This is a genomic window from Burkholderia aenigmatica, from assembly GCF_048627025.1.
GTDB classification, from domain to species: domain Bacteria; phylum Pseudomonadota; class Gammaproteobacteria; order Burkholderiales; family Burkholderiaceae; genus Burkholderia; species Burkholderia aenigmatica.
Window position 1 is genome coordinate 1,870,497 of sequence record NZ_CP184469.1, and the last position, 25,686, is coordinate 1,896,182.

At 68.0% G+C, this 25,686-nt stretch carries 22 protein-coding genes; 6 read left to right on the forward strand and 16 right to left on the reverse strand.

Translation table 11 applies throughout. The features are described 5' to 3' along the window. Positions 1–72 precede the first annotated feature (72 nt). The 5 genes from ACN8ZM_RS25345 to ACN8ZM_RS25365 all read right to left on the reverse strand — a co-directional run bounded on the left by ACN8ZM_RS25345 (position 73) and on the right by ACN8ZM_RS25365 (position 6,179). Positions 73–1,491, reverse strand: a complete 1,419-nt coding sequence (locus ACN8ZM_RS25345; protein WP_420211084.1) for an MFS transporter — start codon at positions 1,489–1,491, stop codon at positions 73–75. Positions 1,492–1,718: 227 nt separating this feature from the next. Further along, entirely contained in the window at positions 1,719–2,555 is an 837-nt protein-coding gene (locus tag ACN8ZM_RS25350; protein ID WP_027791109.1) for an ABC transporter permease, read from the reverse strand. 37 nt (positions 2,556–2,592) lie between these two features. Next, positions 2,593–3,849 (reverse strand): ABC transporter permease, encoded by a 1,257-nt coding sequence (locus ACN8ZM_RS25355; protein WP_205822970.1) that lies wholly within the window; start codon positions 3,847–3,849, stop codon positions 2,593–2,595. 99 nt (positions 3,850–3,948) lie between these two features. Next, a complete protein-coding gene (locus ACN8ZM_RS25360; protein WP_043177703.1) occupies positions 3,949–4,995 on the reverse strand; it encodes an ABC transporter substrate-binding protein in 1,047 nt (348 codons plus the stop codon). Positions 4,996–5,072: 77 nt separating this feature from the next. Next, positions 5,073–6,179, reverse strand: a complete 1,107-nt coding sequence (locus ACN8ZM_RS25365) for an ABC transporter ATP-binding protein (protein ID WP_043177706.1) — start codon at positions 6,177–6,179, stop codon at positions 5,073–5,075. Between the two features lie 108 nt (positions 6,180–6,287). Between ACN8ZM_RS25365 and ACN8ZM_RS25370 the strand changes: the two genes are divergently transcribed. Further along, on the forward strand, positions 6,288–7,811 hold the full coding sequence (locus ACN8ZM_RS25370) for a PLP-dependent aminotransferase family protein (protein WP_205822960.1): 1,524 nt from the start codon (positions 6,288–6,290) through the stop codon (positions 7,809–7,811). A 36-nt stretch (positions 7,812–7,847) separates the two neighbouring features. Here ACN8ZM_RS25370 and ACN8ZM_RS25375 read toward each other — a convergent pair whose 3' ends face one another. From ACN8ZM_RS25375 to ACN8ZM_RS25395, 5 genes are all read right to left on the reverse strand, one after another. Continuing rightward, a complete protein-coding gene (locus tag ACN8ZM_RS25375; RefSeq protein WP_205822962.1) occupies positions 7,848–8,882 on the reverse strand; it encodes a lipase secretion chaperone in 1,035 nt (344 codons plus the stop codon). A 3-nt stretch (positions 8,883–8,885) separates the two neighbouring features. After that, complete coding sequence (locus tag ACN8ZM_RS25380; protein WP_420211085.1) at positions 8,886–9,980, reverse strand: esterase/lipase family protein; 1,095 nt, start codon at positions 9,978–9,980, stop codon at positions 8,886–8,888. Between the two features lie 228 nt (positions 9,981–10,208). After that, a complete protein-coding gene (locus ACN8ZM_RS25385) occupies positions 10,209–12,341 on the reverse strand; it encodes a TonB-dependent copper receptor (RefSeq protein WP_420211086.1) in 2,133 nt (710 codons plus the stop codon). Between the two features lie 82 nt (positions 12,342–12,423). Further along, positions 12,424–12,792 carry a DUF2946 domain-containing protein gene (locus ACN8ZM_RS25390; protein WP_420211087.1) on the reverse strand — a complete coding sequence of 123 codons (369 nt, stop codon included), beginning with the start codon at positions 12,790–12,792 and terminating at the stop codon, positions 12,424–12,426. A gap of 155 nt (positions 12,793–12,947) precedes the next feature. Continuing rightward, complete coding sequence (locus ACN8ZM_RS25395; protein WP_089453395.1) at positions 12,948–13,484, reverse strand: cytochrome b; 537 nt, start codon at positions 13,482–13,484, stop codon at positions 12,948–12,950. Between the two features lie 225 nt (positions 13,485–13,709). On the opposite strand from ACN8ZM_RS25395, the gene ACN8ZM_RS25400 reads away from it, so the two are divergent. Beyond that, on the forward strand, positions 13,710–14,348 hold the full coding sequence (locus tag ACN8ZM_RS25400) for a Pr6Pr family membrane protein (RefSeq protein ID WP_043179140.1): 639 nt from the start codon (positions 13,710–13,712) through the stop codon (positions 14,346–14,348). Between the two features lie 48 nt (positions 14,349–14,396). Here ACN8ZM_RS25400 and ACN8ZM_RS25405 read toward each other — a convergent pair whose 3' ends face one another. After that, entirely contained in the window at positions 14,397–15,131 is a 735-nt protein-coding gene (locus tag ACN8ZM_RS25405; RefSeq protein ID WP_043177721.1) for a peptidoglycan DD-metalloendopeptidase family protein, read from the reverse strand. A 425-nt stretch (positions 15,132–15,556) separates the two neighbouring features. Here ACN8ZM_RS25405 and ACN8ZM_RS25410 point away from each other — a divergent pair, with 425 nt between their 5' ends. After that, the gene (locus tag ACN8ZM_RS25410) at positions 15,557–15,877 is read left to right on the forward strand and encodes a hypothetical protein (RefSeq protein WP_043177723.1); all 321 of its coding nucleotides are present in this window, start codon (positions 15,557–15,559) and stop codon (positions 15,875–15,877) included. A gap of 118 nt (positions 15,878–15,995) precedes the next feature. On the opposite strand, the gene ACN8ZM_RS25415 is transcribed toward ACN8ZM_RS25410, so the two are convergent. From ACN8ZM_RS25415 to ACN8ZM_RS25430, 4 genes are all read right to left on the reverse strand, one after another. Further along, positions 15,996–16,340: a DUF4148 domain-containing protein gene (locus ACN8ZM_RS25415; protein ID WP_043177725.1), complete on the reverse strand. Its 345-nt coding sequence runs from the start codon at positions 16,338–16,340 to the stop codon at positions 15,996–15,998. Positions 16,341–16,540: 200 nt separating this feature from the next. Beyond that, positions 16,541–17,953, reverse strand: a complete 1,413-nt coding sequence (gndA, locus tag ACN8ZM_RS25420; RefSeq protein ID WP_043177729.1) for an NADP-dependent phosphogluconate dehydrogenase — start codon at positions 17,951–17,953, stop codon at positions 16,541–16,543. Between the two features lie 97 nt (positions 17,954–18,050). Next, on the reverse strand, positions 18,051–18,692 hold the full coding sequence (locus tag ACN8ZM_RS25425; RefSeq protein ID WP_420211088.1) for a DUF938 domain-containing protein: 642 nt from the start codon (positions 18,690–18,692) through the stop codon (positions 18,051–18,053). Then, positions 18,689–19,585 (reverse strand): NAD-dependent protein deacetylase, encoded by an 897-nt coding sequence (locus ACN8ZM_RS25430; RefSeq protein ID WP_175023026.1) that lies wholly within the window; start codon positions 19,583–19,585, stop codon positions 18,689–18,691. Before ACN8ZM_RS25430 ends, ACN8ZM_RS25425 begins: the two co-directional genes overlap by 4 nt. A gap of 1,037 nt (positions 19,586–20,622) precedes the next feature. Between ACN8ZM_RS25430 and ACN8ZM_RS25435 the strand changes: the two genes are divergently transcribed. Further along, positions 20,623–21,354 carry a GNAT family N-acetyltransferase gene (locus ACN8ZM_RS25435; protein ID WP_420211090.1) on the forward strand — a complete coding sequence of 244 codons (732 nt, stop codon included), beginning with the start codon at positions 20,623–20,625 and terminating at the stop codon, positions 21,352–21,354. Between the two features lie 31 nt (positions 21,355–21,385). On the opposite strand, the gene ACN8ZM_RS25440 is transcribed toward ACN8ZM_RS25435, so the two are convergent. Further along, complete coding sequence (locus ACN8ZM_RS25440; protein ID WP_420211091.1) at positions 21,386–21,784, reverse strand: lysozyme inhibitor LprI family protein; 399 nt, start codon at positions 21,782–21,784, stop codon at positions 21,386–21,388. A 182-nt stretch (positions 21,785–21,966) separates the two neighbouring features. On the opposite strand from ACN8ZM_RS25440, the gene ACN8ZM_RS25445 reads away from it, so the two are divergent. Beyond that, complete coding sequence (locus ACN8ZM_RS25445) at positions 21,967–22,926, forward strand: LLM class oxidoreductase (RefSeq protein ID WP_420211092.1); 960 nt, start codon at positions 21,967–21,969, stop codon at positions 22,924–22,926. 303 nt (positions 22,927–23,229) lie between these two features. Then, positions 23,230–25,677, forward strand: a complete 2,448-nt coding sequence (locus tag ACN8ZM_RS25450) for a mechanosensitive ion channel domain-containing protein (protein WP_420211093.1) — start codon at positions 23,230–23,232, stop codon at positions 25,675–25,677. Positions 25,678–25,686: the final 9 nt, after the last annotated feature.

Genomic DNA, 25,686 nt, shown 5'->3' on the forward strand with positions numbered 1-25,686 from the left:
TTCGACATGAAATGCTACGTTGCACCCGGCCGTGCGTTCGGTCAATCACGCCGGCCTGCCGCGCGCCACCCGCTACTCCGTCGCACGCTCGCTCACGCGCGCCGACGCGGCCGGCACGCCGGCCCGATGCGACGGCGCAAAGAGCCGCAACCCGCTCGCGACGCTCGCGGCCCCGGCGAAGCCGGCGCCGAGCATCAGCGCGAGCGTCGGCCCGTGGCGCCCCGCGATGCCGAACGACAGCGCGACGAGCGCGGCGCCCGTCGCCTGCCCGATCAGCCGCGCGGTCGCGATGATCCCGCTCGCGCCACCGCTGCGCTCGGGCGGTGCGCTCGACATCAGCGCCTTCAGGTTGGGCGACTGGAAGAAGCCGAAGCCCGCGCCGCACAGCATCATCCGCCAGCCGATGTCGATGACGCCCGGCGCCGCCGGCAACGCGGCGAGCGACACCATGCCCGCGCTCAGCAACGCAAGACCGATCGCGCCGAGCAGGCCCGGCGGATAGCGATCCGATAACCGGCCCGCGATCGGCGCGGCGAGCGCGACGATCACCGACCACGGCGTCATCAGGAACCCTGTCTCGACCGCGTTGCGATGCAGGACGGTTTCGAAATAGAACGGCAGCGACACGAACGCGAGCCCCTGCGCGGCGAACGCGCACACGGCGGTCAGCGCGGACAGCGTGAACACCGGCCGGCGAAACAGGTCGACCGGCAGCATCGGCGCCGGATGCCCGGCCTGGCGGCGGATCAGCAGCCAGCCGAATACGAGCGCGACCGCGGCCATCCCGAACACGACGGCAAGCGGCCCGCGCTGCGCGAATTCGCCGAGCGCGAAGATCAGCGACGCGAACGTGATCACGTTGAACAACGCAGCGACCGGATCGAACGCATGCTTGCCGCGCGCCGTCTGCGGCAGCGACGGAATCGCCACCGCAAGCGCGAACACGCCGAGCGGCACGTTCACCGCGAACAGCCACGGCCACGCGGCGACCGACAGGATCAGCGATGCGATGGTCGGCCCCACCGCGAACGACACGCCGACCACGAGCGCGTTGAAGCCGACGCCGCGCCCGAGCCGGTGCGCGGGGAACAGCCCGCGGATCAGCGCGACGTTGACGCTCATGATCGCGCTCGCGCCGAAGCCTTGCACGATCCGCGCGGCCGTCAGCATCGGCAGCGTCGACGCGAGCGAACAGCCGAGCGACGCAAGCGTGAACACCGCGAGCCCGGCGATATACACGCGCTTGTGGCCGACGATGTCGCCGAGCGACGCGAACGGCAGCAGCGTCGCAACCATCGCGAGCTGGTAGGCGTTGATGATCCACACGGACGCGGCCGGCGACGCATGCAGGTCGGTGGCGATCGCGGGCAGCGCGGTGTTCGCGATCGCGGTGTCGAGCGTCGCGAGCGCGACGGCCAGCAGCACCGCGGACATCGCACGCCAGTTGACGGCCGGCTCATGCGCGCCGGCGGGGGAAGCGAATTCGGACAAGATGAGGCTCGACTGACGAGCGACGCGTTGCGCCGCGTCGCGGATTGGACTCGCGGCGGCGTTCCGGTCGCACCGCACGGAACGCGCGCCGCCGCGCCCCGTATTGTTGCAGAGCCGCATCGAACGTGCAGGCGACCGCCTCGTCAGTCAGCGAAATGAAAGAAAGCACGTTGCCGCGCAGGACGCGCGGCAACGCAGGCGCAGCACGCAGACCCGACGGCGCCGGGTCAGCTCACCGCGCGCCGCGCATTGCGTCCGCGCAGCCATTCGAGCGCCAGCAACAGGCTCGTCGAGAAGATGATCAGGATCGTTGCGAGCGCAGCGATCGTCGGGCTGATGTTCTCGCGGATCCCCGTGAACATCTGGCGCGGCAACGTCGTCTGGTCCGCGCCCGCGAGGAACAGCGTGACGACGACTTCGTCGAACGACGTCGCGAACGCAAACAATGCGCCCGACATCACGCCCGGCGCAATGACCGGCAGCGTCACGCGGAAGAACGTCGACACCGGATTCGCACCCAGCGACAGGCTGGCGCGCACGAGGTTCTGGTTGAAGCCCTGCAGCGTCGCGGCAACCGTCGTCACGACGAACGGCACGCCGAGCGCCGCGTGCGCGGCGATCAGCCCCGTGTAGGTGTTCGCGAGCCCGAGCGGCGCGAAGAACAGGTACATGCCCACGCCGACCACGACGACCGGCACGATCATCGGCGACAGCAGCACGGCCATCAGCAGCCCCTTGCCGCGGAAGTCGGCCTTCGTGAGACCGATCGCGGCGAGCGTGCCGAGCACGGTCGCGACGACGGTCGCCGACGGCGCAACGATGAAGCTGTTCTTCGCGGCCATCCGCCACTCGTCCGACGCGATCAGGTTCTCGTACCAGCGCATCGAGAATCCCGGGATCGGATAGACGAGGAACGTGCTCGACGAGAACGACAGCGGCACGATCGCGAGCACCGGCAGGATCAGGTACAGCAGCGTCAGCACGACGAGCACGCGCAGCGCGACGTACCACGCGCGCTCGACGAACGACATGTGCGGCGCGAACAGCGGCCTGGCGAGTTTCATGGTCGGATTCCCCTTCCCGTTTCGTTGTGCGCGGCGCTCAGCCGAGGCTCACGTTGGTGCGCGTGAAGCGCCCGTACACCGCGTACAGCACGAGCGTCGCCGCGAGCAGCAGCCCGCCGAGCGCGCACGCCATGCCCCAGTTGATCGTCACGTTCGTGAAGTACGCGACGTAGTAGCTGACCATCTGGTCGTTCGGCCCGCCGAGCAGCGCCGGCGTGATGTAGTAGCCGATCGCGAGGATGAACACGAGCAGCGCGCCCGCGCCGACGCCCGGATAAGTCTGCGGCACGTACACGCGCCAGAACGCGGCGAACGGGTGGCTGCCGAGCGACACGGCCGCGCGCTGGTAGGTCGGCGGGATCGACTTCATCACGCTGTACAGCGGCAGGATCATGAACGGCAGCAGGATGTGCGTCATCGAGATATACACGCCGACGCGGTTGAACAGCAGCGTCAGCGGATGCGAGATCAGCCCGCTGCCAATGAGCGCGGTGTTGATGAGCCCTTCGCTCTGCAGCAGCACGATCCACGCGGCGACCCGCACGAGCACCGACGTCCAGAACGGAATCAGCACGAGGATCATCACGAGGTTCGCGCGACGCTCCGACAGCGTCGAGATCCAGTACGCGAGCGGATAGCCGAGCAGCAGCGCGAACAGCGTGACGGCAACGCCGATCACGAACGTGCGGCCGAAGATCGCGAGATAGATCGACTGATCGGGATCGGCCTGCACGACGTGGCCGAAGCCGTCCTGCTTGTGGTCGAGCGCGGCGAGCAGGTAGAACGGCGACACCTGGCTGCCGTTCTTCGCGATCGACTGCCAGTACGCGACGTCGCCCCAACGCGCGTCGAGCTCGACGATTTTCTCGCGCGTCTGTGCGGGCGTCAGCGCCGCGTCATTGTCGCCCTTCAGCGGCATCGCGCGCGCCGTCTTCGCGACGAGCGAGCGATAGCCGGGAATCTCGGTGTTCAGGCGTCGTGCGAGCGCACCCATCGCCTCGCTGTCGGCCACCTTCGTCATGTCGGCCGCAAGCGCGACATACGCGGCGTCGGCCGGCGGCGCCTTGCGGTCCCAGCCCGACAGCGCGGCGACCGTGTTCGGCAACGCGGTCGCGATCTCCGGGTTCTGCACCGCGCGCGTGAGCAGCGTGCCGATCGGCACGACGAAAATCAGCAGCAGGAAAATCGCGAGCGGCGCGACCAGCAGCAGCGCCATCGTGCGCTTGCGGGCTTCGGCGGCCTTCAGCTCGCGCTTGAGCGCGGCCGCCGACGGCGAGGAAGGCGCGATCGTCATCGTATTCAACGGTTCTCTCCGGCCGGGCATGATCCAGCGGAAGGCCGCGCGACACGATCGACGTGCCGCGCGGCCGGTTGCATCAGGACACCTGACCGGTTACTTGGTCGCCCATGCGGCGAAACGCTGCTCGAGCTCGTCGCTGTGATCGGTCCAGAAGCCGATGTCTTCCAGCACCGCGCTCTTGCCGTTGGCCGGCGAGTTCGGCAGGTTCGCGAGCGTCTTCGCGTCGAGCGACTTGATCGCCGCGATGTTCGCCGGGCCGTACGCGATGTGCTGCGCATAGCCCTGCTGCGGCTTCGGCGTCAGCGTGTACGCGATGTACTGCTCGGCCAGCGCCTTGTTCGGCGAGCCCTTCGGAATCGCCCAGTAGTCGAGGTCGTAGATGCTGCCGTTCCACACGACCTTCAGGTTCTTGCCTTCCTTCTGCGCGGCGTCGATGCGGCCGTTGTACGCGGTCGACATCACGACGTCGCCGGCGACGAGGAACTGCGGCGGCTGCGCGCCCGCTTCCCACCACTGGATGTTCGGCTTCAGCTCGTCGAGCTTCTTGAACGCGCGGTCCTGGCCGGCCTTCGTGCCCAGCACCTTGTAGACGTCCTTCGGCGCGACGCCGTCGGCCATCAGCGCGAATTCGAGGTTATAGCGTGCGCCCTTGCGCATGCCGCGCTTGCCGGGGAATTTCTTCACGTTCCAGAAATCGGCCCAGCCGGTCGGCGCCGACTTCAGCTTGTCCGCGTTGTACGACAGCGCCGTCGACCACACGAAGAAGCCGACGCCGCATACCTGCGGCGATTCCGGAATCAGGTCGGACTTCTTCGCGATCTTCGACCAGTCGAGCTTCTCGTACAGCCCTTCGTCGCAGCCGCGATTCAGGTCGCCCGATTCGACTTCGACCACGTCCCAGTTGACGTGCTTCGCCTCGACCATCGCCTTCACTTTCGCCTGCTCGCCGTTGTATTCGACGGCCGTGACCTTGTTGCCGGTCGCCTTCTCGAACGGCTGGTTGAACGCGGCCTTCTGCGCGTCGCCGTTCGCGCCGCCGAAGTTGACGACCGTGAGTTCGGCGGCCGTTGCCGATGCGCCGACGACGGCGAGCGCCAGTGCCAGCGCGGTACGACGCGCGGTAAAGCTTGCTCGGTTCATGGTGGTTCCTCTCCTCTCGTGGTGGAAGTGGGCAGTTGTTGTTGACGACGTGCTACGGAAAATCGGGGAAACCCTGCTCACGCGAACACGCGCAGGTGTTCGGGTGCGAACGCGAGCGCGACCGGTACGCCGGGCGAGAACGCGTCGAGCGCGCCGGTGCCGAGCGGTACCTTCACGAAGCATTCGTCCTGGCCCGGCAGCGCGCAGCGCATGCGCACGTGATCGCCGAAATAGATGAGGCTGCGCGCCTCGCCGCTCAGCCGGTTGGCGGCCGAACCGTTCGCCTGCCCGTTCGCGCCGTGCGCGGCGAGGCTCATGCGTTCGGGGCGAATGCACGCGACGGCCGGCGCGCCCTCGGCCGCGTCGCCGATGCGGCGGCCGACGAGCTTCGTGCCGTCGTCGAGCCGGAATTCGCAGAATTCGCCGTCGACGCGCGCGATGGTGCCGCGCAGCCGGTTGCTGTCGCCGATGAAGTTCGCGACGAACTCGTTGCACGGCGATTCGTACAGGCGGTCGACGGTGTCGAGCTGCTGCACGATGCCCTTGTCGAACACGGCGACCCGATCGGACATCGTCAGCGCCTCGCCCTGGTCATGCGTCACGTACACGAAGGTCACGCCGAGCTTTTCGTGCAGCGCCTTCAGTTCGTACTGCATGTGTTCGCGCAGCTGCTTGTCGAGCGCGCCGAGCGGCTCGTCCATCAGCACCAGCTTCGGTTCGAACACGAGCGCACGCGCCAGCGCGATGCGCTGCTGCTGGCCGCCCGACAGCTGCGCCGGGTAGCGTTTCGCGAAGCGCTCCATCTGCACCATCTTCAGCGCATGCGCGACGCGTTCCGCGCGCTCGGCCGCCGGCAGCTTGCGCACGGTCAGCGGATACGCGACGTTCTGCTCGACCGTCAGGTGTGGAAACAGCGCGTAGTTCTGGAACACCATGCCGATGTTGCGCTTGTGCGGCGGCACGTTGTTCAGCAGCTCGCCGTCGAGACGGATCTCGCCGCCGGTCGGAAATTCGAAGCCGGCGAGCATCATCAGGCAGGTCGTCTTGCCCGAGCCCGACGGCCCGAGCAGCGTCAGGAATTCCCCGCGGTGGATATCGAGGTCGAGCGATTTGACGACCAGCGTCTCGCCGTCGTAGGTCTTCCGCACGCCGCGAAAGCTGACGATCACATCATCGGACTTCATCGTGGCTGTCCCCTTGCTTCGCGACAATTGATTTTGAGATGCGAACCACTATACGGCGCGCACGGTTCTACAATAGGGAACCATTTCAATATTCCGCGTGGGACCACTTTGGACACAGTGATCGTCGCCGACTGGCTCTCCGCCCGCCTCGACCGTAGTTCGCCCGAGCCGATGTACCGCCAGTTGCTGCAGTTGATGCAGCAGGCCATCCTGACCGGTGAATTGGGGCCAGGCACCAAACTGCCGAGTTCGCGCACGCTCGCGGCCGACCTGTCGATCGCGCGCAATACCGTGCTGCACGTGTACGACCAGCTGACGGCCGAAGGCTACGTGCTGACGACGACCGGCAGCGGCACCTATGTGGCCGACACGCGACCGGACGCCGCCGCGATCCACGTGCCGGGCGCCGCACCGCCGCCGTCAGCCGCCGACGAACCGCCGCAGCCCGACGCGCAGGGCAGCCTGTCGGCGCGCGGCCGGCAACTGATCGAGCACGCGGGGGTGTCGCGACGCCAATGGGGCGCGTTCATGCCGGGCGTGCCGGACGTGTCGGAATTCCCGAGCCGGACATGGAGCCGCCTGCAGGCGCGGCTGTGGAAGGAAGCGAACCCCGAGCTGCTGACCTATGCGCCGGGCGGCGGCTACCGGCCGTTGCGGCGCGCGCTCGCCGATTACCTGCGCGTCGCGCGCTCGGTCAAATGCTCGCCGGACCAGGTGATCATCACGACGGGCATCCACCAGTCGATCGATCTCGCGGTGCGGCTGCTGTCCGACATCGGCGATCGCGCATGGGTCGAGGAGCCGTGCTACTGGGGCGTGCGCAGCGTCCTGCAGGCAGCCGGCCTCACCCTGACGCCGGTGCCGGTCGACCAGGAAGGGCTCGACCCGCGCGCGCGCGACATGCAGCATCCGCCACGACTCGTGCTGGTCACGCCGTCGCATCAGTACCCGCTCGGGATGGTGATGAGCCTCGCGCGGCGCCGGATGCTGCTCGAGTACGCGCGCCAGCACCGCTGCTGGATCATCGAGGACGACTACGACAGCGAATTCCGCTATGGCAGCCGCCCGCTCGCGTCGCTGCAGGGGCTCGACGACGGCGGCCGCGTGATCTACGTCGGCAGCCTCGGCAAGATGCTGTTCCCGGGGCTGCGGATGGGCTACATGGTCGTCCCCGAGCATCTGGTCGACACGTTCCGCACGGGGTTGTCGGAGCTGTATCGCGAAGGCCAGCTGATGCAGCAGGCCGTGCTCGCCGAATTCATCATGGACGGCCACCTGACTTCGCACGTCAGGCGGATGCGCACGCTGTACGGCGAACGCCGGCAACTGATGATCGACGCGATCCGCGCGCGCTTCGGCGACGCGCTGCCCGTGATGGGCGACGAGGCCGGCCTGCATCTCGTGCTCGGCCTGCCCGACGCCTGCGACGATCGCGCGGTCACGCAGAGCGCGTTCGATGCGGGCGTGATCGTGCGCCCGCTCACCAGCTACTACAGCAGCCTCGACACCGCGCGGCGCGGCCTGCTGCTCGGCTATGCGTGCGTTGCGCACGAAGGCATCGGGCCCGCATTCGACACGCTCGCGAATACCCTCGAGCAACACCTGCCGCGGGACCTCACGCGCGCGGCATAGCGGCGACCCTGCGCCGCGCCGCCCGCGTTACCCACATTACCGCGCGCTGCCCGCCCCGCGATCGAGCGAGGCCGCACGCACCGCTTCGCCGGGCTTCGTGAACACGCGCTGCCGCAGTGCAGCGATCTGCGCGTCGCGATCCTGCGGCGACAGGCCCGCCGACTCGATCTGCGCACGCTGCGCCGCATAGTCCGCGTAGCGGCTCTGCCACGATGCGTCGTCCTGCTGCATCTGCGCGACGCGCGCGGCCGCCTCGGGGCCGAGCGTCTGCGTCAGTTGCGCGCGCATCGCATCGGGTGTCGCCCCGCTCTTCTGCAATTGCGCGATCTGGTCGATCGCCGCGCGCTGCTGGTCGATGCGGTGTTGCGCAGCGCGTTCGTCGGCCGGCATCTGCTGTTCGAGCGCAGCAAGTCGTTCGGCCTTCTGCGCCTCCGTCAGCGTGGGATCCTGTGCGATCTTCAGCCGCGCGAGGTCGTAGCGCTGCCGCCACTGCTCCGCACCGAAGAACGGCTGGCTCCAGTCGCCGAGCGTGCGATACGCAATGGACGCACGCTGGTCGAGCGCGAGCTGCAGCGCCCCCAGGTCGGACTTCTCGACCGCGCCGGCATCGCGCAGTTTCGCGAGTGCGTCGAGATACGCGCGATACCGGTGCCACACGTCGAGCGCCTCGGCCTGCGCAGCGGTGCCGTCGAGCTGCGCGGCAATCTCGCGCGCGACGAACGCATCGAGCGCGGCCGCGCTCAGGTCGCTCTGCGCGGTCAGGCAGTAGTCGAAGAAATCGCGCACCGCACGCGACTTCGCGAGATGGCCGCCGGCATCGAGCGGCAACCGGGGCGCGCTGGAGCCGGCGAGTGACGGCGGCAGGCCCGCGCTTGTCGGCACGGCGGCCTGCGGCGGTGCGGCAGTCAATCCGCCTGCCGCCTGCGCATCCGGCGATTCGCCAGCCGTGCCCGCTCCGCGGTGCCAGCCCGCGCCGCTCCACATCGCGACGCCGGCGATCGCCGCCAGCCCCACGACACCATAGATCATGGCGCGCCGCGCCAGCGGCGCGCGTCCTTCACGTACCGTCATCGATTACACGCCCGCCAGCTTCAGCCGGTTCGCATGCGTGCGGATCACCGCGACCGGATCTTCCGCATACGCGCCGCGCACGCCGAGCAGCTGGTTGATCTCGTCGAGGTGGTTCCACTTGTAGCTCGTGCTCAGCACCTTGCCGTACAGCGCACTGCACTTCGACACGAGCCCGTCGTTCTGCCCGGAACCGCGGTTGATCATCACCGTGCCCGTGCCGAACAGTGCGAGCGTCGACGGATCGAGCGCGTTCGCCGGATCGACGAGCGGGACGGTGCTCGTGTCCGCGGCACCCGTGACGCCGAACACGGAGAGCGTCGGCTGGATCGCCGTGCCGGCCCACGAATACAGCAGGTGCGTGTTGCCGCCGACGGTTTCCGTCGATGCGCCGGTCTGGCAACTGCCCGGCGCCCCCAGGCCCGCACTCGGATAGTTCTGGTTGTACGTGGCCGCGCGTGCGGTCGTCAGCGTCTGCAGGGCGGCGAGCGCGTCCTGGTTCGTGTTGTGGCTGCTGCTCGTCAGGATCCCGAATACATTGACGAATGCCGCGATCACCGATGACGACAGCCCGGTCGGATCGTATGCGAGCACGTTCTGCACGAAGTCCGCGAACTCGGAGCCGCGATGCGGCGTGCCGATCGTCGTCACCGACGCGACGAGATCGGGGGCGACGGCCGCGACATAGCGCGACGTAAGGCCGCCCTGGCTGTGGCCGACGAGATTGACCTTGGTCGCACCCGTCGCGGCGAGCACCGTCTTCACGTAAGCGAGCAACTGTTCGCCGCGCCCGTTCGGGCCGTCGTCGCTCTGGAAACCCGACAGGTTCGCGACGTAGACGGTCGCACCGTTCTGTTGCAGGTCTTCCTGAATGCCGTACCAATACTCGAGCACGCCGGCGTACTTGTCGGTACCCGAGAGCCCGTGCACGAGGACGATCGGATAACGCGTCGCCGCGTAGCCGTCGGCGGGCGCGGTCGCCGCCATCGCCGCGTGCGTCGTCGCGAGCGTCATCACTGCCGTCGTCCCCGCGAACGGCGCGATGCTCATCGCGCATGCCACTGCCCCTGCCACCACCCTGGAACGCATCGTTCTGGCCATGCATGTTCTCCTGATTATTGTGCTGCCGGTGCGAATGAAGCCGGATCGACGCGCACGATGCGTCGCGAACGTCGCGCGTACCGTGTGCGTCGAATGCGGGAGTGAATCACGAGTCGCGAACGTTTGCGCCCCGACTAGATACGGTTCTCTAATCGGTTGACGCGCCCCGCCCGTTCAGGCGGGGCCGCGTTCCTGCGCGCGCATGCTGCGGCGCACACGCGCAATGCGTCACAGCTTCGCGCTCACACGCAGCCATGCGGTCCGGCCCGGCTCCATCACCGGCGCGTTCGCCGGATAGCCGAAGCCCGCGTTGCCGGCGAGGTTCAGATGCTCGGTGTAGGCCTTGTTCAGCACGTTGTCGACGCCGACCGAGATCTGCACGGTCTTGCTGACGTTGTACTGCGTATGCAGCGAGAGCACACCGAATCCGGCGCTCGGGCCGAAGTCCTTGCCGACCACGTTGCCCTCATTCAGTGCATAGCGATGCTGCGGCGCAACGATGCGCCACAAGCCACCCGCCGACCACGCGCCACGCGTGTATTCGAGCCCGATGCGCGCCTCGAGCGGCGGCATCTGCGGCAGCGGATCGCCCGTTGCCACGTTACGCCCCCACGCATACGCGAGCGACGTGTCGACGCGCAACGGCGCAACCGGTTTCCACGACACGCCTGCTTCGCCGCCCATGATCTGCGCATTGACGTTGGTCGCCTGCGTGGTCGGGCCCATCATGCCGGCCGCGTAGTTGAACAGGATGAAGTCCTGCACGTAGCCGGCGTAGGCCGACACCCATGCATCGAGCCGGTCACTCTTGTATTGCGCCCCGATGTCGAGCTGCGTGGTCTTTTCCGGCTGCACCGCCGAAAACGCGTTGATCGAACCGGCCGGCCCGCGCTTCGCGGAGAACAACTCCCAGTAGTCGGGATAGCGCTCCGTATGGCCGATCCCGGCGTACCACGTGACGGGCAGCGACGCGAGATCGCGCTCGTAGCGCACGAAGCCGCTCGGCAGCACGCGCGAGCGATCGTCGTCGAAGGTCGGGTTCGGCTTGCTCATCATCATGCCGCTCGTCGTCGCGCGCTTGTCGCGTGCGCTCGCATAGTCGACGCGCGCGCCGCCGATCACGCGCGACACGTCGCTCGCGTACCACGTCAGTTCGCCGAACACGCCCGCGTTCCACATCGTCGCCTGCGCATCCCACGGCTTGTCGCCGTAGTTCTGCCGCCCCATCGCCGAGCGCGAGTCGAGCCGGTTCGATTGCGCATCGACGCCCGTCACGAGCTTGAAGTCGTCGGCGAAACGGAACGTCGCGGCCGCGCGCGCGCCGAACGTGCGACGCCGCACTTCCGACGCCATCCGCATCGGCATGCTGCTGGTCGGGTCCGGTTGCCGCAACGTGTAGTTGTCCATCACGTGATCGGCTTCGTTGTAATACACGCGCGCCTCGATCCGGTCGAGCACGTCGCCGAGATGCTTCTTGTCGAACGACAGCCCGAACGTCTCGCGGCGGAAATGCGCGCCGTCCATCCCGCGCCCCGCGTAGCGCGCATAGCCGTCGCCGGTGCCGGCGGTCAGCTCGACGCGCGTATGGTCGTCCGGCGTCCAGCCCAGCGCCGCATCGGCGTTCCACTTGTCCCACTGCGACGGCACGGTGTTGCCGTTACCGTCCTTGTAGTCCTGCGAATGGGCATGATTCGCGGTCACGCGGCCATAGACGTCCGGCGTGCCGGCCGTCACGTCGATGTTCTGGTCGTTGCGGCCGAACGACCCGCCGACCAGGCTGCCGTCGAAGCGCATGCCGGGCTTGTCGAAGCGCGGCGTCACGCGCTCGAACATCACGGTGCCGGCCGATGCGCCGGGACCGTACAGCACGGTCTGCGGCCCCTTCACGACCGTGACCTTGTCATAGCTTTCCGGTGCGATATACGACGTCGGCGCATCCATCCGGCCTGGACATGCGCCAAGCGTCGACATCCCGTTCGCCAGGATGTTCAGCCGCGAGCCGAACATCCCGCGCAGCACGAGGTCGCCGTTGGTGCCGCCGCTGCGGATCGACGTGAAGCCGGGGATCGTTTTCAGGTAATCCGCGCCGTCGCTGGCGGGCAGCGGCTGGCGTGGGGTCTTCGGATCCGTGACGACGACGAGCGGCGTCCTCAGCGGCGATGCGACGACTTCGATGGCCGGCAGCGGCGCGGCCGTATCGTCGGTCGGCGTGCCGGGTGCGCGCGCCGTTTCGGCAGCCGCGGCGCTCGCGGCCAATGCGCCGACAGCGAGCGCGGGAACGGTGAGTTTCAGCACGCGCGGCATGCGCCGCGCACAGGCATTGCGTGACGCCCGCGGCGCACGCAACTGGAAAATGGTCATGATCGAAAGCCCGAGTGACGCCCTCCACGCGGCCTCGACGGGCCGCACGGATATCGGCGGTGAAAAGAACGGAAACAGCGCGTCAGGCGCGCTCGGGCGGTGCGCGTGGATACGCGCGCGGATAGCGGTCGGCGTGCGCCGCGATGGCAGGCAGCGCGACGGCGGAAACAGAAACGGCGGGAACGGAAGCGAGTGCCGCGGCGGCAGGCCCGCCGATCGCGGGGCTGTGCGCGAAGAAGCCGCAGTAGCCGCACGCATCGAGATGCAACGCATGATCGTGCATGCGGCCCGCATCGGATGACTGATGCGCGCCATGCTCTGTACTGCAGACGATCGCGTCAGGCGTGGCCGCCTGCGCGACGCGCCACTGCGACACCAGCGGCGCCGCGATCGCGAACCAGATCGCGAGCACGCCAAGCCAGGCGGTCAGGTGACGATGTCGGGGCAGCATGCTCGGCAACGAGTAAGCGGAATGTAAAAACAGCCGAGATGTTACAGAATGTTTAACGTGATGACCAGCGCGGATGACGGCAAACGAACCGGGGGCGCATGGTTGTCAACACAACCATGCGCCCCCGCCTGCTGCATGCTTCCGGAGCGTGTCGTTCAGGGCGCCATGCGCCGCAGCACGTCGTCGCGTCGGATGAAATGATGATAGAGCGCGGCCAGCGCGTGCAGGCCGATCACGAAGTAGAACGCGTTGCCAATCAGCTCGTGCGCTTCCTTGATCGTCGGCCGCAGCGCCTTGTCGGGGCCGAACAGCGTGAACGACAGGCCGAGCCAGTCGAGCGACACCGGCTTGCCGCCCAGGTTGATCATCATGATCCCGAGCAGCGGCTGCGCGATGATGAATACGTAGAGCGCGACATGTGCGAGCTTCGACAGCCAGCGCAGCAGCGCCGCTTGCGGAATGGCCTCCGGCACGCGGCTGACGGCTCGCCACAGCACGCGCAACACCGACAGCACGAGCACGAGCGTGCCCGCGGTGAGATGCACGTTCATCCAGAACACCCGGCTGTCGCTGCCTTTCGGCCCGCGGATCTCGATGGCCAGGTAGGCCAGCGCCACCAGCAGGAAGACGGCCCAGTGGAAGAAGATCGCGGGCGAGCTGTAGCGCGTCTGTTTCGCGAGGATGTTTCTCATGCTTCGTCTCGTGTTGTATGCGGGGATGGGGGCAGGCGGCAACCGGCCTGCGCCCGGCAAAGCTGCCCCGATTGTAGCCGCACGTGCGCCCGGTTTTGCACGACTCGCGCAAATATCCGACGAATCGTCAACGTGCGCCGCGCGGCGCGCCATATGGAAAATCCGCATCGCGCGCCCGGACGGCTGTGGCACGATGGAGCTTTGGTGCGACGGCACGCGGGCATCATGAGCAAGGCGTTCTTCGTTGCGGCCTATCGGCTGACCGCCGCGTTGCTCGCGGTATCCACCACGCTGCACAGCGTCGCCGACTACTGGCACCTGCCGGGCTTCCATCTCGGCAACTACCTCAGCTACTTCACGCAACTGAGCAGCCTCTATGCGGCCGTGATGCTCGCCGCCGGGCTCTGGCGCATCGCGCGCCCCGGCTCGGCCCGCTACGAATCGATGCGCGGCGCCGCGGTGCTGTACGTCCTGATCACCGCGATCGTCTACGAACTCCTGCTCGCCCGGCTCGATGCGCTGCGCCACGTCACGCCGGCGTTCAACAACTGGGTGCTGCACCGGATCGTGCCGCTCGTCATGCTGTGCGACTGGCTGTACGTGGAGCCGCGCTTGCCGATCCCGTGGCGCAGCGCGGTCGCGTGGCTCGGCTTTCCGGTCGTCTATCTCGGCTATACGCTCGTGCGCGGCGCGCTGGAGAACTGGTATCCCTATCCGTTCGTCGATCCGCGGCCGCACGGCTACCTGCCGGTCGCGATCCAGTGTTCGATGATTGCGATCGGCGCAGTGGCGCTCGCACTGGGCATTCGCTGGCTCGGCAATCACGCGAGAGCGTCCGGCGCGATAACGTTCAGGAAAGGATGAAGGCGGGAACGTGTGCGCCGCCCGGCGCACACGGGGTGAGGCGGATCGTCAGCCGCCGTTGCGCGGCAGGAAGTTCATCGGATCGACGACCTTGCCGTTCTGGCGGACTTCGAACTCGAACGTCGAACGGCCGCTTGCGTCGGTGCCCATTTCGGCGACCGGCTGGCCCTGGCGCACCGCGTCGCCTTCGTTGACGAGCAGTTTGCCGTTGTGCCCGTAGGCCGTGATGAGCCCGTTCTCATGCTTCAGGATCACGAGCGGGCCGTAGGCCTTGACGCCGGACCCGGCGTAAACCACGCGCCCGGCCGCCGCGGCCCGCACCGAATGGTCGGGCCCGGACGCGGCGATCACGACGCCGCGCGTCTTGCCGGCCGCGAACGGCGCCGCCACGACACCGGTGGCCGGCCACGCGAGCGAGCCCGGCTGCGCGGCCGCCGCGGGCGGCTGCCCGAGCGACGTCGCGGCAGACGGCGGCGCGACGCGCAGCACCTGGCCGGGATACACGGCATCGGTCGGCGCCATGTGGTTCCAGCTGGCCACGTCCTGCACGCGCTGCCCGTACGCATTCGCGATGCCCGCGAGCGTATCGCCCGGGTTCACGCGGTAATAGCCGGCGATCACGCCCGGCGTCGCGGCCGACGTCGGTGCCGACTGGCGCGCCGGCTGCCAGCTATCGGTCCACGGCGTCATCGTGCAGCCCGTCAGCGCGATGGCCGCGGCAACGAGCGCCGCCTGCGGCAGCCAGCGCGTCAGCGCATCGTGGATGGGAATAGTTTCTCTCAAGGGTCCTCCCGGATTTGCGTCGCTGCGCCGCCCACCGCCCCCCGGCGCGCGACGCACGATGTCCGGCCGAAAGGCCGGACCAACCATTATCCGACCGCTGTCGCGGCCGTCAGTTTCCACAGTGGGACGTCGGCGCGAACGGGCTCACCGGCCCCTTTTTCGCGTCGTCCCAATCGGCAAAGATACCATTTGTCGCGGTCAGGGCCGCGTCAGGTGCCCGCTCCGGCAACAATCTTGCGTCGCCGCACCGGCGTGCCGGCGGCCTGCAAGCCGCGCCGCGCGGGCCGCCGGGCGGGCCTGTCGCGGATCCGCCGCCTGCCTCGCCGCCCTCGCCCGCCGTATCGATCCCGTCACATTCTCCCCTTCGATCGCCACCTATACTCGGTGATGCACTGCGCGATCCAACGACAACGAGGAGCATGACAATGAACAACGCGACGTTTCTTTCCGTGCAGCTCAACGCCGACGATTTCACCGGTTCCAGCGGCCTGGTCGAATTGCTCAACCGGCACCTGCTGTTCGCGACCGATGTCGCCGAGGCAGCCGATGCGCTCGTCCAGCTGGCGAGCGTCGCGCATATGACCGGCGCCACGCGCCATAGCGTCGAGCTGCCGGTCCTCGCGATCGAGCGGCTGCGCGATGCGCTCGACACGCTGAGCGGCTACGACGAAACGTGGCTGCAGGTGCTGGAACCGGCCGAAGCGCTGTTCCGGGATATCGGGCGCGGCCGGCGCCCGCTGCACTGAACAGGCCGCTGGCGCGATACACGCGCCGCCAATGAAAACAGCCCGTCGTTCCGCATGACGGAACGACGGGCTGTTTGACCTTCCAGGGTCGGATCAGGCCGCCGATGCGGCCGCACCATTAACGACCCTTGTAGATCGGGGCGTCGTCAGCGATACGCTTGACTTGCCAGCCGGTCTTGGCCTTGGCCGGCGCACCGGATTCTTGTGCGGCAGCCGGTTGGGCGCCGTAGCCGGTCGTGTCGGCAGCGGCGACGTTCTGTTGCGGGTTCAGGCGGGCTTCAGCAGCCTGGATGCCTTCCGGGTAGTTCGTACGGTCGCTGCCCAGCTTGTAGCCGGCCTGTTGCACGGCGACCAGATCGGCCTTCACCTGTGCACGGGTGACGGGTGCATTCTGTTGGGCGAACGAGACGGCGGGAACGGCGAGGACGGCAGCTGCGGCGAACGTTGCGATCAGCGATTTCATGATTACCTCCGGGATTTTTTTGCTCCGCCGCACACACCATGTCTGCAGCGATGGAACAGAGTTTAGTCCCGGCGTCCCCTAGGGAAAACCATGAAACAACGAAAACACTGTTTCCCCGGAGCCAACAATGTCGGCATCCGGGATCGAAAAACCCTACTCAAAGAATAGATTTTCGCAACAATGCTGTCCCCGCCAGCCGGTTACGACCAGTTCGCGTGGAAGCTGCCCGGCTTGTCGGTACGCTCGAACGTGTGCGCGCCGAAGAAATCTCGCTGCGCCTGCACGAGGTTCGCCGGCAGCCGCTCGGAGCGGTAGCTGTCGAAGTACGCGACCGCCGACGCGAACGCCGGTACCGGCACGCCGGCCTTCACCGCGGCGACCACGACGTCGCGCAGCGACGCCTGGTAATTCGCGGCGATGTCCTTGAAGTACGGATCGAGCAGCAGGTTCGCGAGCGCCGAATCCTTCGCGTACGCGTCGGTGATCTTCTGCAGGAAGCGCGCGCGGATGATGCAGCCCGCGCGGAAGATCTTCGCGATCGTCCCGAGATCGAGGTTCCAGCCGTACTCTTCGGACGCCGTGCGCAGTTGCGCGAAGCCCTGCGCGTACGAGATCACCTTGCTCAGGTACAGCGCGCGGCGCACCGCTTCGACGAACGCAGCGCGATCGCCGTCGAACGGCGCGGCCGCCGGGCCCGACAAGACCTTGCTGGCCGCGACACGCTCGGTCTTCAGCGACGACAGCACGCGCGCGAACACCGATTCGGTGATCAGCGGCAGCGGCACGCCGAGATCCAGCGCATTCTGGCTCGTCCACTTGCCGGTGCCCTTCTGCGCGGCACGATCGAGGATCACGTCGACGAGGTGCTTGCCGGTCTCTTCGTCCTTCTTGCCGAAGATCTTCGACGTGATCTCCATCAGGTAGCTGTCGAGCTCGCCCTGATTCCACTCGGTGTACACCGCGCCGAGCTCGTCGTTGGTCAGGCCCGCGACGTCCTTCAGCACCGCATAGCTTTCGGCGATCAGCTGCATGTCGCCGTACTCGATGCCGTTGTGGACCATCTTCACGTAATGGCCCGCACCGTCCGGGCCCATGTACGCGACGCACGGCTCGCCGTCCGACGGCGCCTTCGCGGCGATCTGCTTGAGGATCGGCTCGACGAGGTCGTACGCGTCACGCTGGCCGCCGGGCATGATCGACGGGCCGCGCAGCGCGCCCTCTTCGCCACCCGACACGCCGGTGCCGATGAAGTGCAGGCCCGATTGCGCAAGCTCCTGGTTACGGCGGATCGTGTCGGTGAAATGCGTGTTGCCGCCGTCGATCAGCACGTCGCCCTTCTCGAGCAGCGGCTTGAGCGAAGCGATCGTCGCATCGGTCGCTTCGCCGGCCTTCACCATCATCAGGATCCGGCGCGGCGTTTCGAGCGACGCGACGAACTCCTCGAGCGTATAGGTCGGCACCAGATTGCGGCCGGGGAATTCGGCGATCAGTTCGTCGGTTTTCTCGCGGCTGCGGTTGTACACCGACACCGCGTAACCGCGGCTCTCGATATTGAGTGCGAGATTGCGGCCCATCACCGCGAGCCCGATCACACCGATTGCTTGTTTGCCCATTAGTCAATTCTCCGGAAAAAACGGGGCGCGACCCGAGCCGGGTCGCGCGCACAGGCGAAAGGATAGTGGAAACCCGGCGGCGATGCGCGCTTCCGTGTCATTGCTCCGCGTGCGGCAGCCGCCGGAACACGACGCTCAGGTTGTTCGCCGGCATCTCGACCACCTCGATGCAGTCGAGCCCGCGATCGAGGCCGAGCGCGACGACCGTCTCGAGATCGCGCACGCCCCACGACGGGTCGCGGCTGCGCAACTGCAGGTCGAACGCTTCGTTCGACGGCGCCGTATGCCGGCCCTCGCGGCGGTACGGCCCGTACAGGAACAGCACGCCGCCCGGCCGCAGCAGGCGCGACGCGCCCGCGAACAGCGCGTCGGTGCAGGCCCACGGCGAGATGTGAATCATGTTGATGCAGACGATTGCATCGAGCGCGTCGACCGGCCACGACGCGTCGCGCACGTCGAACGCCAGCGGCCCGGCAACGTTGGCGAGGCCCGCATGGGCAACCCACGCGGCGATCGAGCGCCGCGCCTGCGCATCGGGATCGCTCGGCTGCCAGTGCAGGCCCGGCAGCGCCTGCGCGAAGTGGACGGCGTGCTGCCCCGTGCCGCTCGCAATTTCGAGCACGCGGCCGCTCGCCGGCAGCACGCGGCGCAACACGTCGAGGATCGGCCCGCGATTGCGTTCGGCCGCCGGCGCCGACAGCCGCTCGGACGGATCGGGCGAAGATGTCGGACCGGTCACGATGCCTGCTCCGGTGCGTGGCCCGCGAGGCCCAGCCGCGCAGTCAGCGCATCGAGCGCGGGTGCGCAGCGCGCTTCGACCTTCAGCGTCAGTATCGGATCGGCACGCGTATGGCCGAGATTGAGCGCGGCGACCGGCTTGTTCTGCGCCTGCGCCCACACGCAGAAACGGTAGCCGGAATACACCATCAGCGACGAGCCGACGACGAGCAGCGCATCGGCCGCGTCGAGCGCCTGCGACGCGAGCGCCACGCGCTCGCGCGGCACGTTTTCGCCGAAGAACACGACCGCCGGCTTCAGCAGCCCGCCGCACGCTGGGCACGCCGGGATGCGGAACGTGTCGAGCGCGGCCCATTCGAGGTGCGCGTCGCCATCCGCGGCCGGCTCGGCTTCCGCGCCCAGCAGATCGGGATTGTCGGCCTCGAGCATGACCTGGATCGTCGCGCGTGCATGATGCGCGCCGCAGCCGAGGCACGTGACGCCGTCGATGCCGCCATGCAGCTCGATCACGTCGCCGCTGCCCGCGCGCTGGTGCAGGCCGTCGACGTTCTGCGTGACGAGACGCTCGATCCGCCCCGCGCCGCCGAGCCGCGCCAGCGCGACGTGCGAGCCGTTCGGCTGCGCGCGGCCGACGACGGGCCAGCCGATCATGCTGCGCGCCCAGTAGCGCCGCCGCGCGGCATCGGAGCCGAGGAATTCGTGGAGCTGGATCGGCGGCGAGCGCATCCATTGGCCATTGCGGTCGCGATAGCCGGGAATGCCGGAGTCGGTGCTGATGCCCGCGCCGGTCAACACCAGCAGGCGCGGATGACGCTCGACGAACGTGTGCAGCGCATCGAGCGCGGCCGGGTCAACGTCGGCGGTTGAAGAGTCGTGCAGGGCTTTGTCGTTCATGTTGGCAGCGTGATCGGGCGCGCCGGCAAGCCGTGCGCCCGCACGGGCGGCCAGGCACGCCAGCACATGATACAGAACGCCGCGCGATCGGGCCGATGGCTCGCGTCGCAAACCGGCGCACAAAAAAAGACGCCCATCCGCCACTTGGCGATGGGCGCTTCAACAATTGATCCATCGGGGTAGTGGATCAACTGACAGCACAATTTCGCGGCGCCCGCCCTGCTACGGCCGGCGAACGCTTCCCCTGGACACCCTGTGTTCCGCGATGCCGAATGCATCGATGCGCTGCCGGCTTTCCGATGCGATCCGGTTCGGACCCGTCGCGCCGACACGATGCACGGCGCGCGCACGCCTACGCCGCGCGACGACTCGCGTTGCGCGCGGCTGCATGACGATCCGGGATCCGGGCCGGGCCATCCACAGGCATTCACGGTTCATCCCCGACGGCCGACCGGCACCAGTCGGCCTCGTGCGTCACACCTGCACGTCGTCGTTCAGAACGAACCCGATTGCTCGGATGGAACGGAAAGCCGCGCGCTCACGTCGCCTCGAAAAACGGCGAAGCGAACAACCCGGCAGGTCGGCGATTCATGTTTGCAACATGACATGTTGCGATTCGGTCTGTTTTCATTCTCTTGTCCCCGTCTCCGATACGTCCGACCCACTGAAGCGATTGCCGGACCGACTGCGTCCGCGACCGCGCTCACGGCCTGCACAGATATGCAAGGAGCGCACCATGCTTCATGCCACAAGGCCGCGCGGGCCGAAACGGGGCCAGCGACACGAATCGCGCACCGACAAGCAGCGCGAACGTTTCGAAACTGAAACGCCTGCCGGATCGGCAGCCGTCGGCCGGGCCGGCCGTCACGCCGGGCCGGCCCGGCCGGTGCCGACGTCACGGCGGTGCATCTGCGCGCGATCGTCGATCGGCTTACAATCGCCCGACAGTGCGGCGCGCGCACGAATGGATGCGCGGGCCCGCCCTGGCATTCCTCGCGCAGCTCGCCGCCACCTGACCGGAGCCTCCTACCCGACGCATGCCTGACACACACGACTGGCTGGATATCGACTTCCGCACGCTGTTCCGCCTGCATCCGGATCGCCGGATCGAACGCGAGAACGATCCCGACTGCTCGCCCGGGCCACGCTTCTGGCTCGGCCGATCCACGGACGGCAACCTGGCGGGCGTTCGCGCCGACGTGCCCGCCGCTGTCGCGGACGAACTGGCGCGCGTGGCCGACAGCGAACCGCTGTTGGCGGATCGCACGCCCCCCGCGCATCTCGAACGCTATCTCGCGCTGCTCGCGCCTGTTTCGCACTGGAACATCGGCTTCGTCTACGCGCTGCCGCACGCCCTCGGTTTCGACACCGACGCGCGCGTCGCGCTGATCGATGGCGACAGCGACGCAGGCCGGCATCTGCTGCATGCGCTGTCCACGCACGGAATGCCCGACGGCCTGTGCTCGATGGGGTTTCGGAGCGTCGCCGATCTGTGGACGCCGTGGTGCGCGGCCGTCGTCGACGGAGAGGTCGCATCGGTCGCGTTCGCCGCGCGGCTGTCCGACGTCGGTGCCGAACTCGGTCTCGCGACGGCCCCCGCGTTTCGGGGGCGCGGCCTCGCGGCGGCGGTAACCGCCGCGTGGTCGCGGCTGCCGTCGCTTCAAACGCGCACGCTGTTCTACAGCACCGACAGCGACAACCTCGCGTCACAACGCGTGGCGTCGCGCCTTGGCCTCACGCTGCGCGGCACGACGCTGCGGGTGGCCTAGCGCCGGGGCCGGCGCGACACCTCGACACACCTCAACGAAAGGCTTCGATCACCTTCACGCGACGCTCGGTTTCGTTGACGAAGCAGCTGTCGACCTCCACGAGCCCGAGCGTGCCGCCTGCATCGGGCTGCCGCGATTCGGCGCAGGCGGCATCCCGCGCCTTGAGCCAGCGGCGCTCGTCGTGGCGCAACCTCGCCTTGCCCGGCTCATCCAGGTTCGCCATCTTCGTCTTGTAGACGGCATTCAACCGCTGGTCGGCCGCTTCGTATTTCAGCCGGAGGCAATTGCGGACGTCGGCCGTGTAGCTCGTTTCCTCGGCGGTCTTGCAGATAGCGGCGCGCTCCGCGTCGTCCGCGAGCGCATCGGATGCAACCGCGAAGAGCATCGCGCTCGCCGCCAGACCGATCATCGTGTGTTGAAGGACGTTCATCCGGATTCGTTGTTTTCAATGACGGAAGGGCACCGATTATGCCCGGCCCGCTGCCCGCATGGCCCTCGTGGTCTCAACGCCAACCGGTCAGCCTGCCATGCCGCGCAGCCGGCGTCCAAACACGCTAGCATTCGGACACGCCACGTCGCGTGTTCGCTTCGCACCGCCGCCAAGGATTCCCCATGACCACGCCCGCCCCTGCCCAACCGGATATCGCGCATCGCGTCTTTTCGGACGGACGGTTGTCGATCGGCCTCACGCTTCCACTGCTTCGCACCGGCCATATCGTCGCCGACTTCGACGAGCAGCTCGAACTCGCGGCGCTGGCCGACACGCTCGGCTTTCGCGCGCTGTGGATTCGCGACGTGCCGCTGAACAGCGCCGACTACCCCGACCCGGTCGGCCACCTCGACCCGTGGGTCCTGCTCGGTGCACTGGCGTCACGCACGCGCCGGATCGCGCTCGCCAGCGGCGCGATCGTGCTGCCGCTGCGTCATCCGCTGCATATCGCGAAAGGCGCGCTGTCAGTCGCGACGCTGTCGGGTGGACGCTTCATCCTCGGGCTCGGCTCCGGCGACCGGCCGCCCGAATATGCGGCGTTCGGCGTCGATGCGGAGACGCGGCGCGACCGCTACCGCGCGCACTGGGACGTCGTCGCGGCCGCGCTCGGCGTGCCGTCGCGCGTCGTCCCCGACGAAGCGCCGCCCGATGCGCCCGAATTCACGCTGCTGCCGCGCGGCGCCGACGCGGTGCCGATGCTGGCCGTCGGCTCGGGCGGCCAAAGCGTCGACTGGATCGCGCGTCACTCGATCGGCTGGATGACGTACCACCGCGATCCGGACACGCAGCGCGCACGCTATTCGATGTGGCGCGCGGCGGTCGACCGGCTCGCGTCGCCGGCCTTTCGCGCATTCGGCGTGTCGATGCGGCTCGACCTCGCCGCGGATCCCGATGCGCCGGCCACCGCGTTGCCGCTCGGCTATGCAACCGGACGCCACACATTGATCGACATCCTGCAGGACATGCGTGCGGCGGGCACGCATCACGTCACGCTGAATCCGGGCTCTGACCGGCCCGTGCGCGAAGTCATCGAAGAAGTCGCAGAGCACGTTCTGCCGGTTTTTCACGACGGGCACGCGTAATTCAGCAGGATTCCAGATTAATTATTCCGATACGATGGTTGCGTCACTCACCGTTACCGACAGGCGATCATTACAAATACCCTACATTTCGGTAATTGAAACGCTCCCACCTGTCTGACTGCCTACAGTCCACGTCGGACACATGACTGCGCAAACGCGCCGCAATCGCCCGCAGCGCGTCGTGTATGCCCGATTCGAATGATTGTCGACGGAACTATTCGGTTCCGCTCGCGATCATGTTAACTTCCGTCCATCGTTCAGCCCGGCGGGCCGCGCGCCGATGCGCGCCCGCATGCCAACTCCATGCGACATTTCCTCCTCGGCTGGCTGCTTGCCGCCGTCGTCTCGGCCGCCCACGCGGCCACGCCCGCCCCGGCCGCCGCGTCGGCCGCTTCCGGCACCGCGCCCGCGCTGACGCCGCAACAGGCGCAGCAGGCACTCAATGTGCTCGAGAATCCGCGCGATCGCGCGCAGGTCGAAACGACGCTGCGTGCGATCGCGGCCGTCGGCGCGCTTGCCGCGCCCGCGGTCTCGGCAAGCGATGCGGCTGCGGCCAGCGGCGCGTCGGCTGCCGCGGCCCCGGCCGCGCTCACGTCGAACGGGCTCGCGTCGATGCTGGTCCGGCAGGGATCGCGCTGGACCACCGAAATCGGCGATGCGCTGAAGGAATCGCTGCGCTCGCTGCTCGATGTCGGCTCGGTCGGAAGCTGGTGGCATGACCGGCTGGTGCGCGCCGACGCGCGCGCGGATCTCGCGCACGCGCTCTGGATCATCATCGCCGTGCTCGTGCCCGCGCTCCTGGTCGAATGGTTCGCGAAGCGGCTGTTGCGACGTGCGCTGGCCGCAGTGGCCGCACGGCGCGCCGACACGTCGCGCCGCACCGCGCCCGAGTCCGTTACCGTCGAATCCGCCACGCCCGACGACGACGACGCGCCGCCGGACACCCCCGACGCCGCGCCCGCCTCGTCGGAAGGCCGTGGCCACGCACGTCGCCACACCACGCTGCTGTACCGGATGCCGCGCGCGCTCGTCAGCCTTGCGCTGCGCGCGGTGCCGCTGCTCGTGTTCGTCGGCGTCGCGAGCCTGACGATGTCGGCGATCGGCGATGCCGGCGGCCCGATCGAATCCGCGCTCGAAGCACTGATCGACATCTACGTGATCTGCCGCCTCGTCACGATCGTCAGCCAGCTGTGCTTCCAGCCCGATGCACGGCAATTGCGGCTGCTGCATATCAGCGACGCGTGGGCCGACTTCGCCCAACGCTCGATCGCGCGGATCGCGATCGTCGTCGGCGCCTGCACGGCGGCGGTCGAGGTCGCCGCGAACTTCGGTCTCAGCGACGCCGGTCACCTCGCACTGCTGAAAGCCGTCGCACTCGTCGGGCACCTGATGGTCTCGGCGCTGATCCTGCAGTGCCGCCGGCCCGTCGCCGCGCGGATCCGCGCGGCCGGCGAGGACCGTCCGTCGTTCGCGATGATCGGCAACGCGCTCGCGGACGCATGGGCGCCCGTGTCGGTATTCATCGTGATGGCGCTGTGGTTCGTGTGGGCGCTCGACGTCCACAACGGCTACCGCGTTTTGATCACGCTCGGCGGCCGCTCGATCGCCGTGATGATCGGCATGCGGATGGTGTCGATCGTCGTGTTCGGTGCGCTCGCGCGGCTGTTCCAGGGCCGCGACGAAGACCGCACGCTCGTCCATGCGCACGCGTACCGCTACTACCCGCTGCTACGCCAGATCCTGTCGGGCGCGATCGGCATCGTGACCGTCGCGCTGCTGCTGCAGATCTGGGGCGTACCGATCTTCCGCGCGTTCGAAACCGGCACGATCGGCCACCGGCTCGCGTCGGCACTGGTGACGATCGCGATAGCGGCCATCGTCGCGCTCATCGTGTGGGAAGCCGCGAACATCGCGATCGAGCGCCGGCTGCAACGATGGACGCGCGAAGGTAATCTCATGCGCGCGGCGCGGCTGCGCACGCTGCTGCCGATGCTGCGCTCGCTGCTGTTCGTGATGATCGCGCTCGTCGTCGTACTGACGGGCCTCAGCCAGCTCGGTGTGAACGTCGGCCCGCTGCTTGCCGGCGCCAGCATCTTCGGCGTCGCGCTCGGCTTCGGCTCGCAGAAGCTCGTGCAGGATTTCATCACCGGGATCTTCCTGCTGATGGAAAACGCGATGCAGGTCGGCGACTGGGTCACGCTCGCCGGCGTGTCGGGCACGGTCGAGTACCTGTCGATCCGCACCGTGCGACTGCGCGCCGGCGACGGGTCGCTGTACACGATCCCGTTCAGTTCGGTGACCACCGTCAACAACACGAATCGCGGGCTCGGCAACGCGGCCGTCAAGATCAGCATTGCCTACGGCGAGGATATCGATCGCGCGATCGCGACGCTGAAGGAGATCGGCGCCGCGTTGCGCGACGATCCGAAATACCGCGACGGCATCCTGTCGGACTTCAGCTACTGGGGTATCGATCAGGTCGACGGCGCAACGCTCGCGCTGGCCGGACAGATGCAATGCACGGACTCCACGCGCTGGAGCGTGCAGCGTGAATTCAACCGGCGGATCGCGGAGACGTTCCGCGAACGCGGCATCCGGATCGCCAATCCGCAGCGCAGCGTCGTCGCGTACGCGGACGGATCGCGGCCGGTCGTCGATGGCGAAAACGACAGCAACGGCAACAACGGCCATGCCGTCGAAGCGACGACCCGGCCGCCGTCGCCGGCCGAACCCGCGCGCAAGCCGAATTGACCGGCCGGG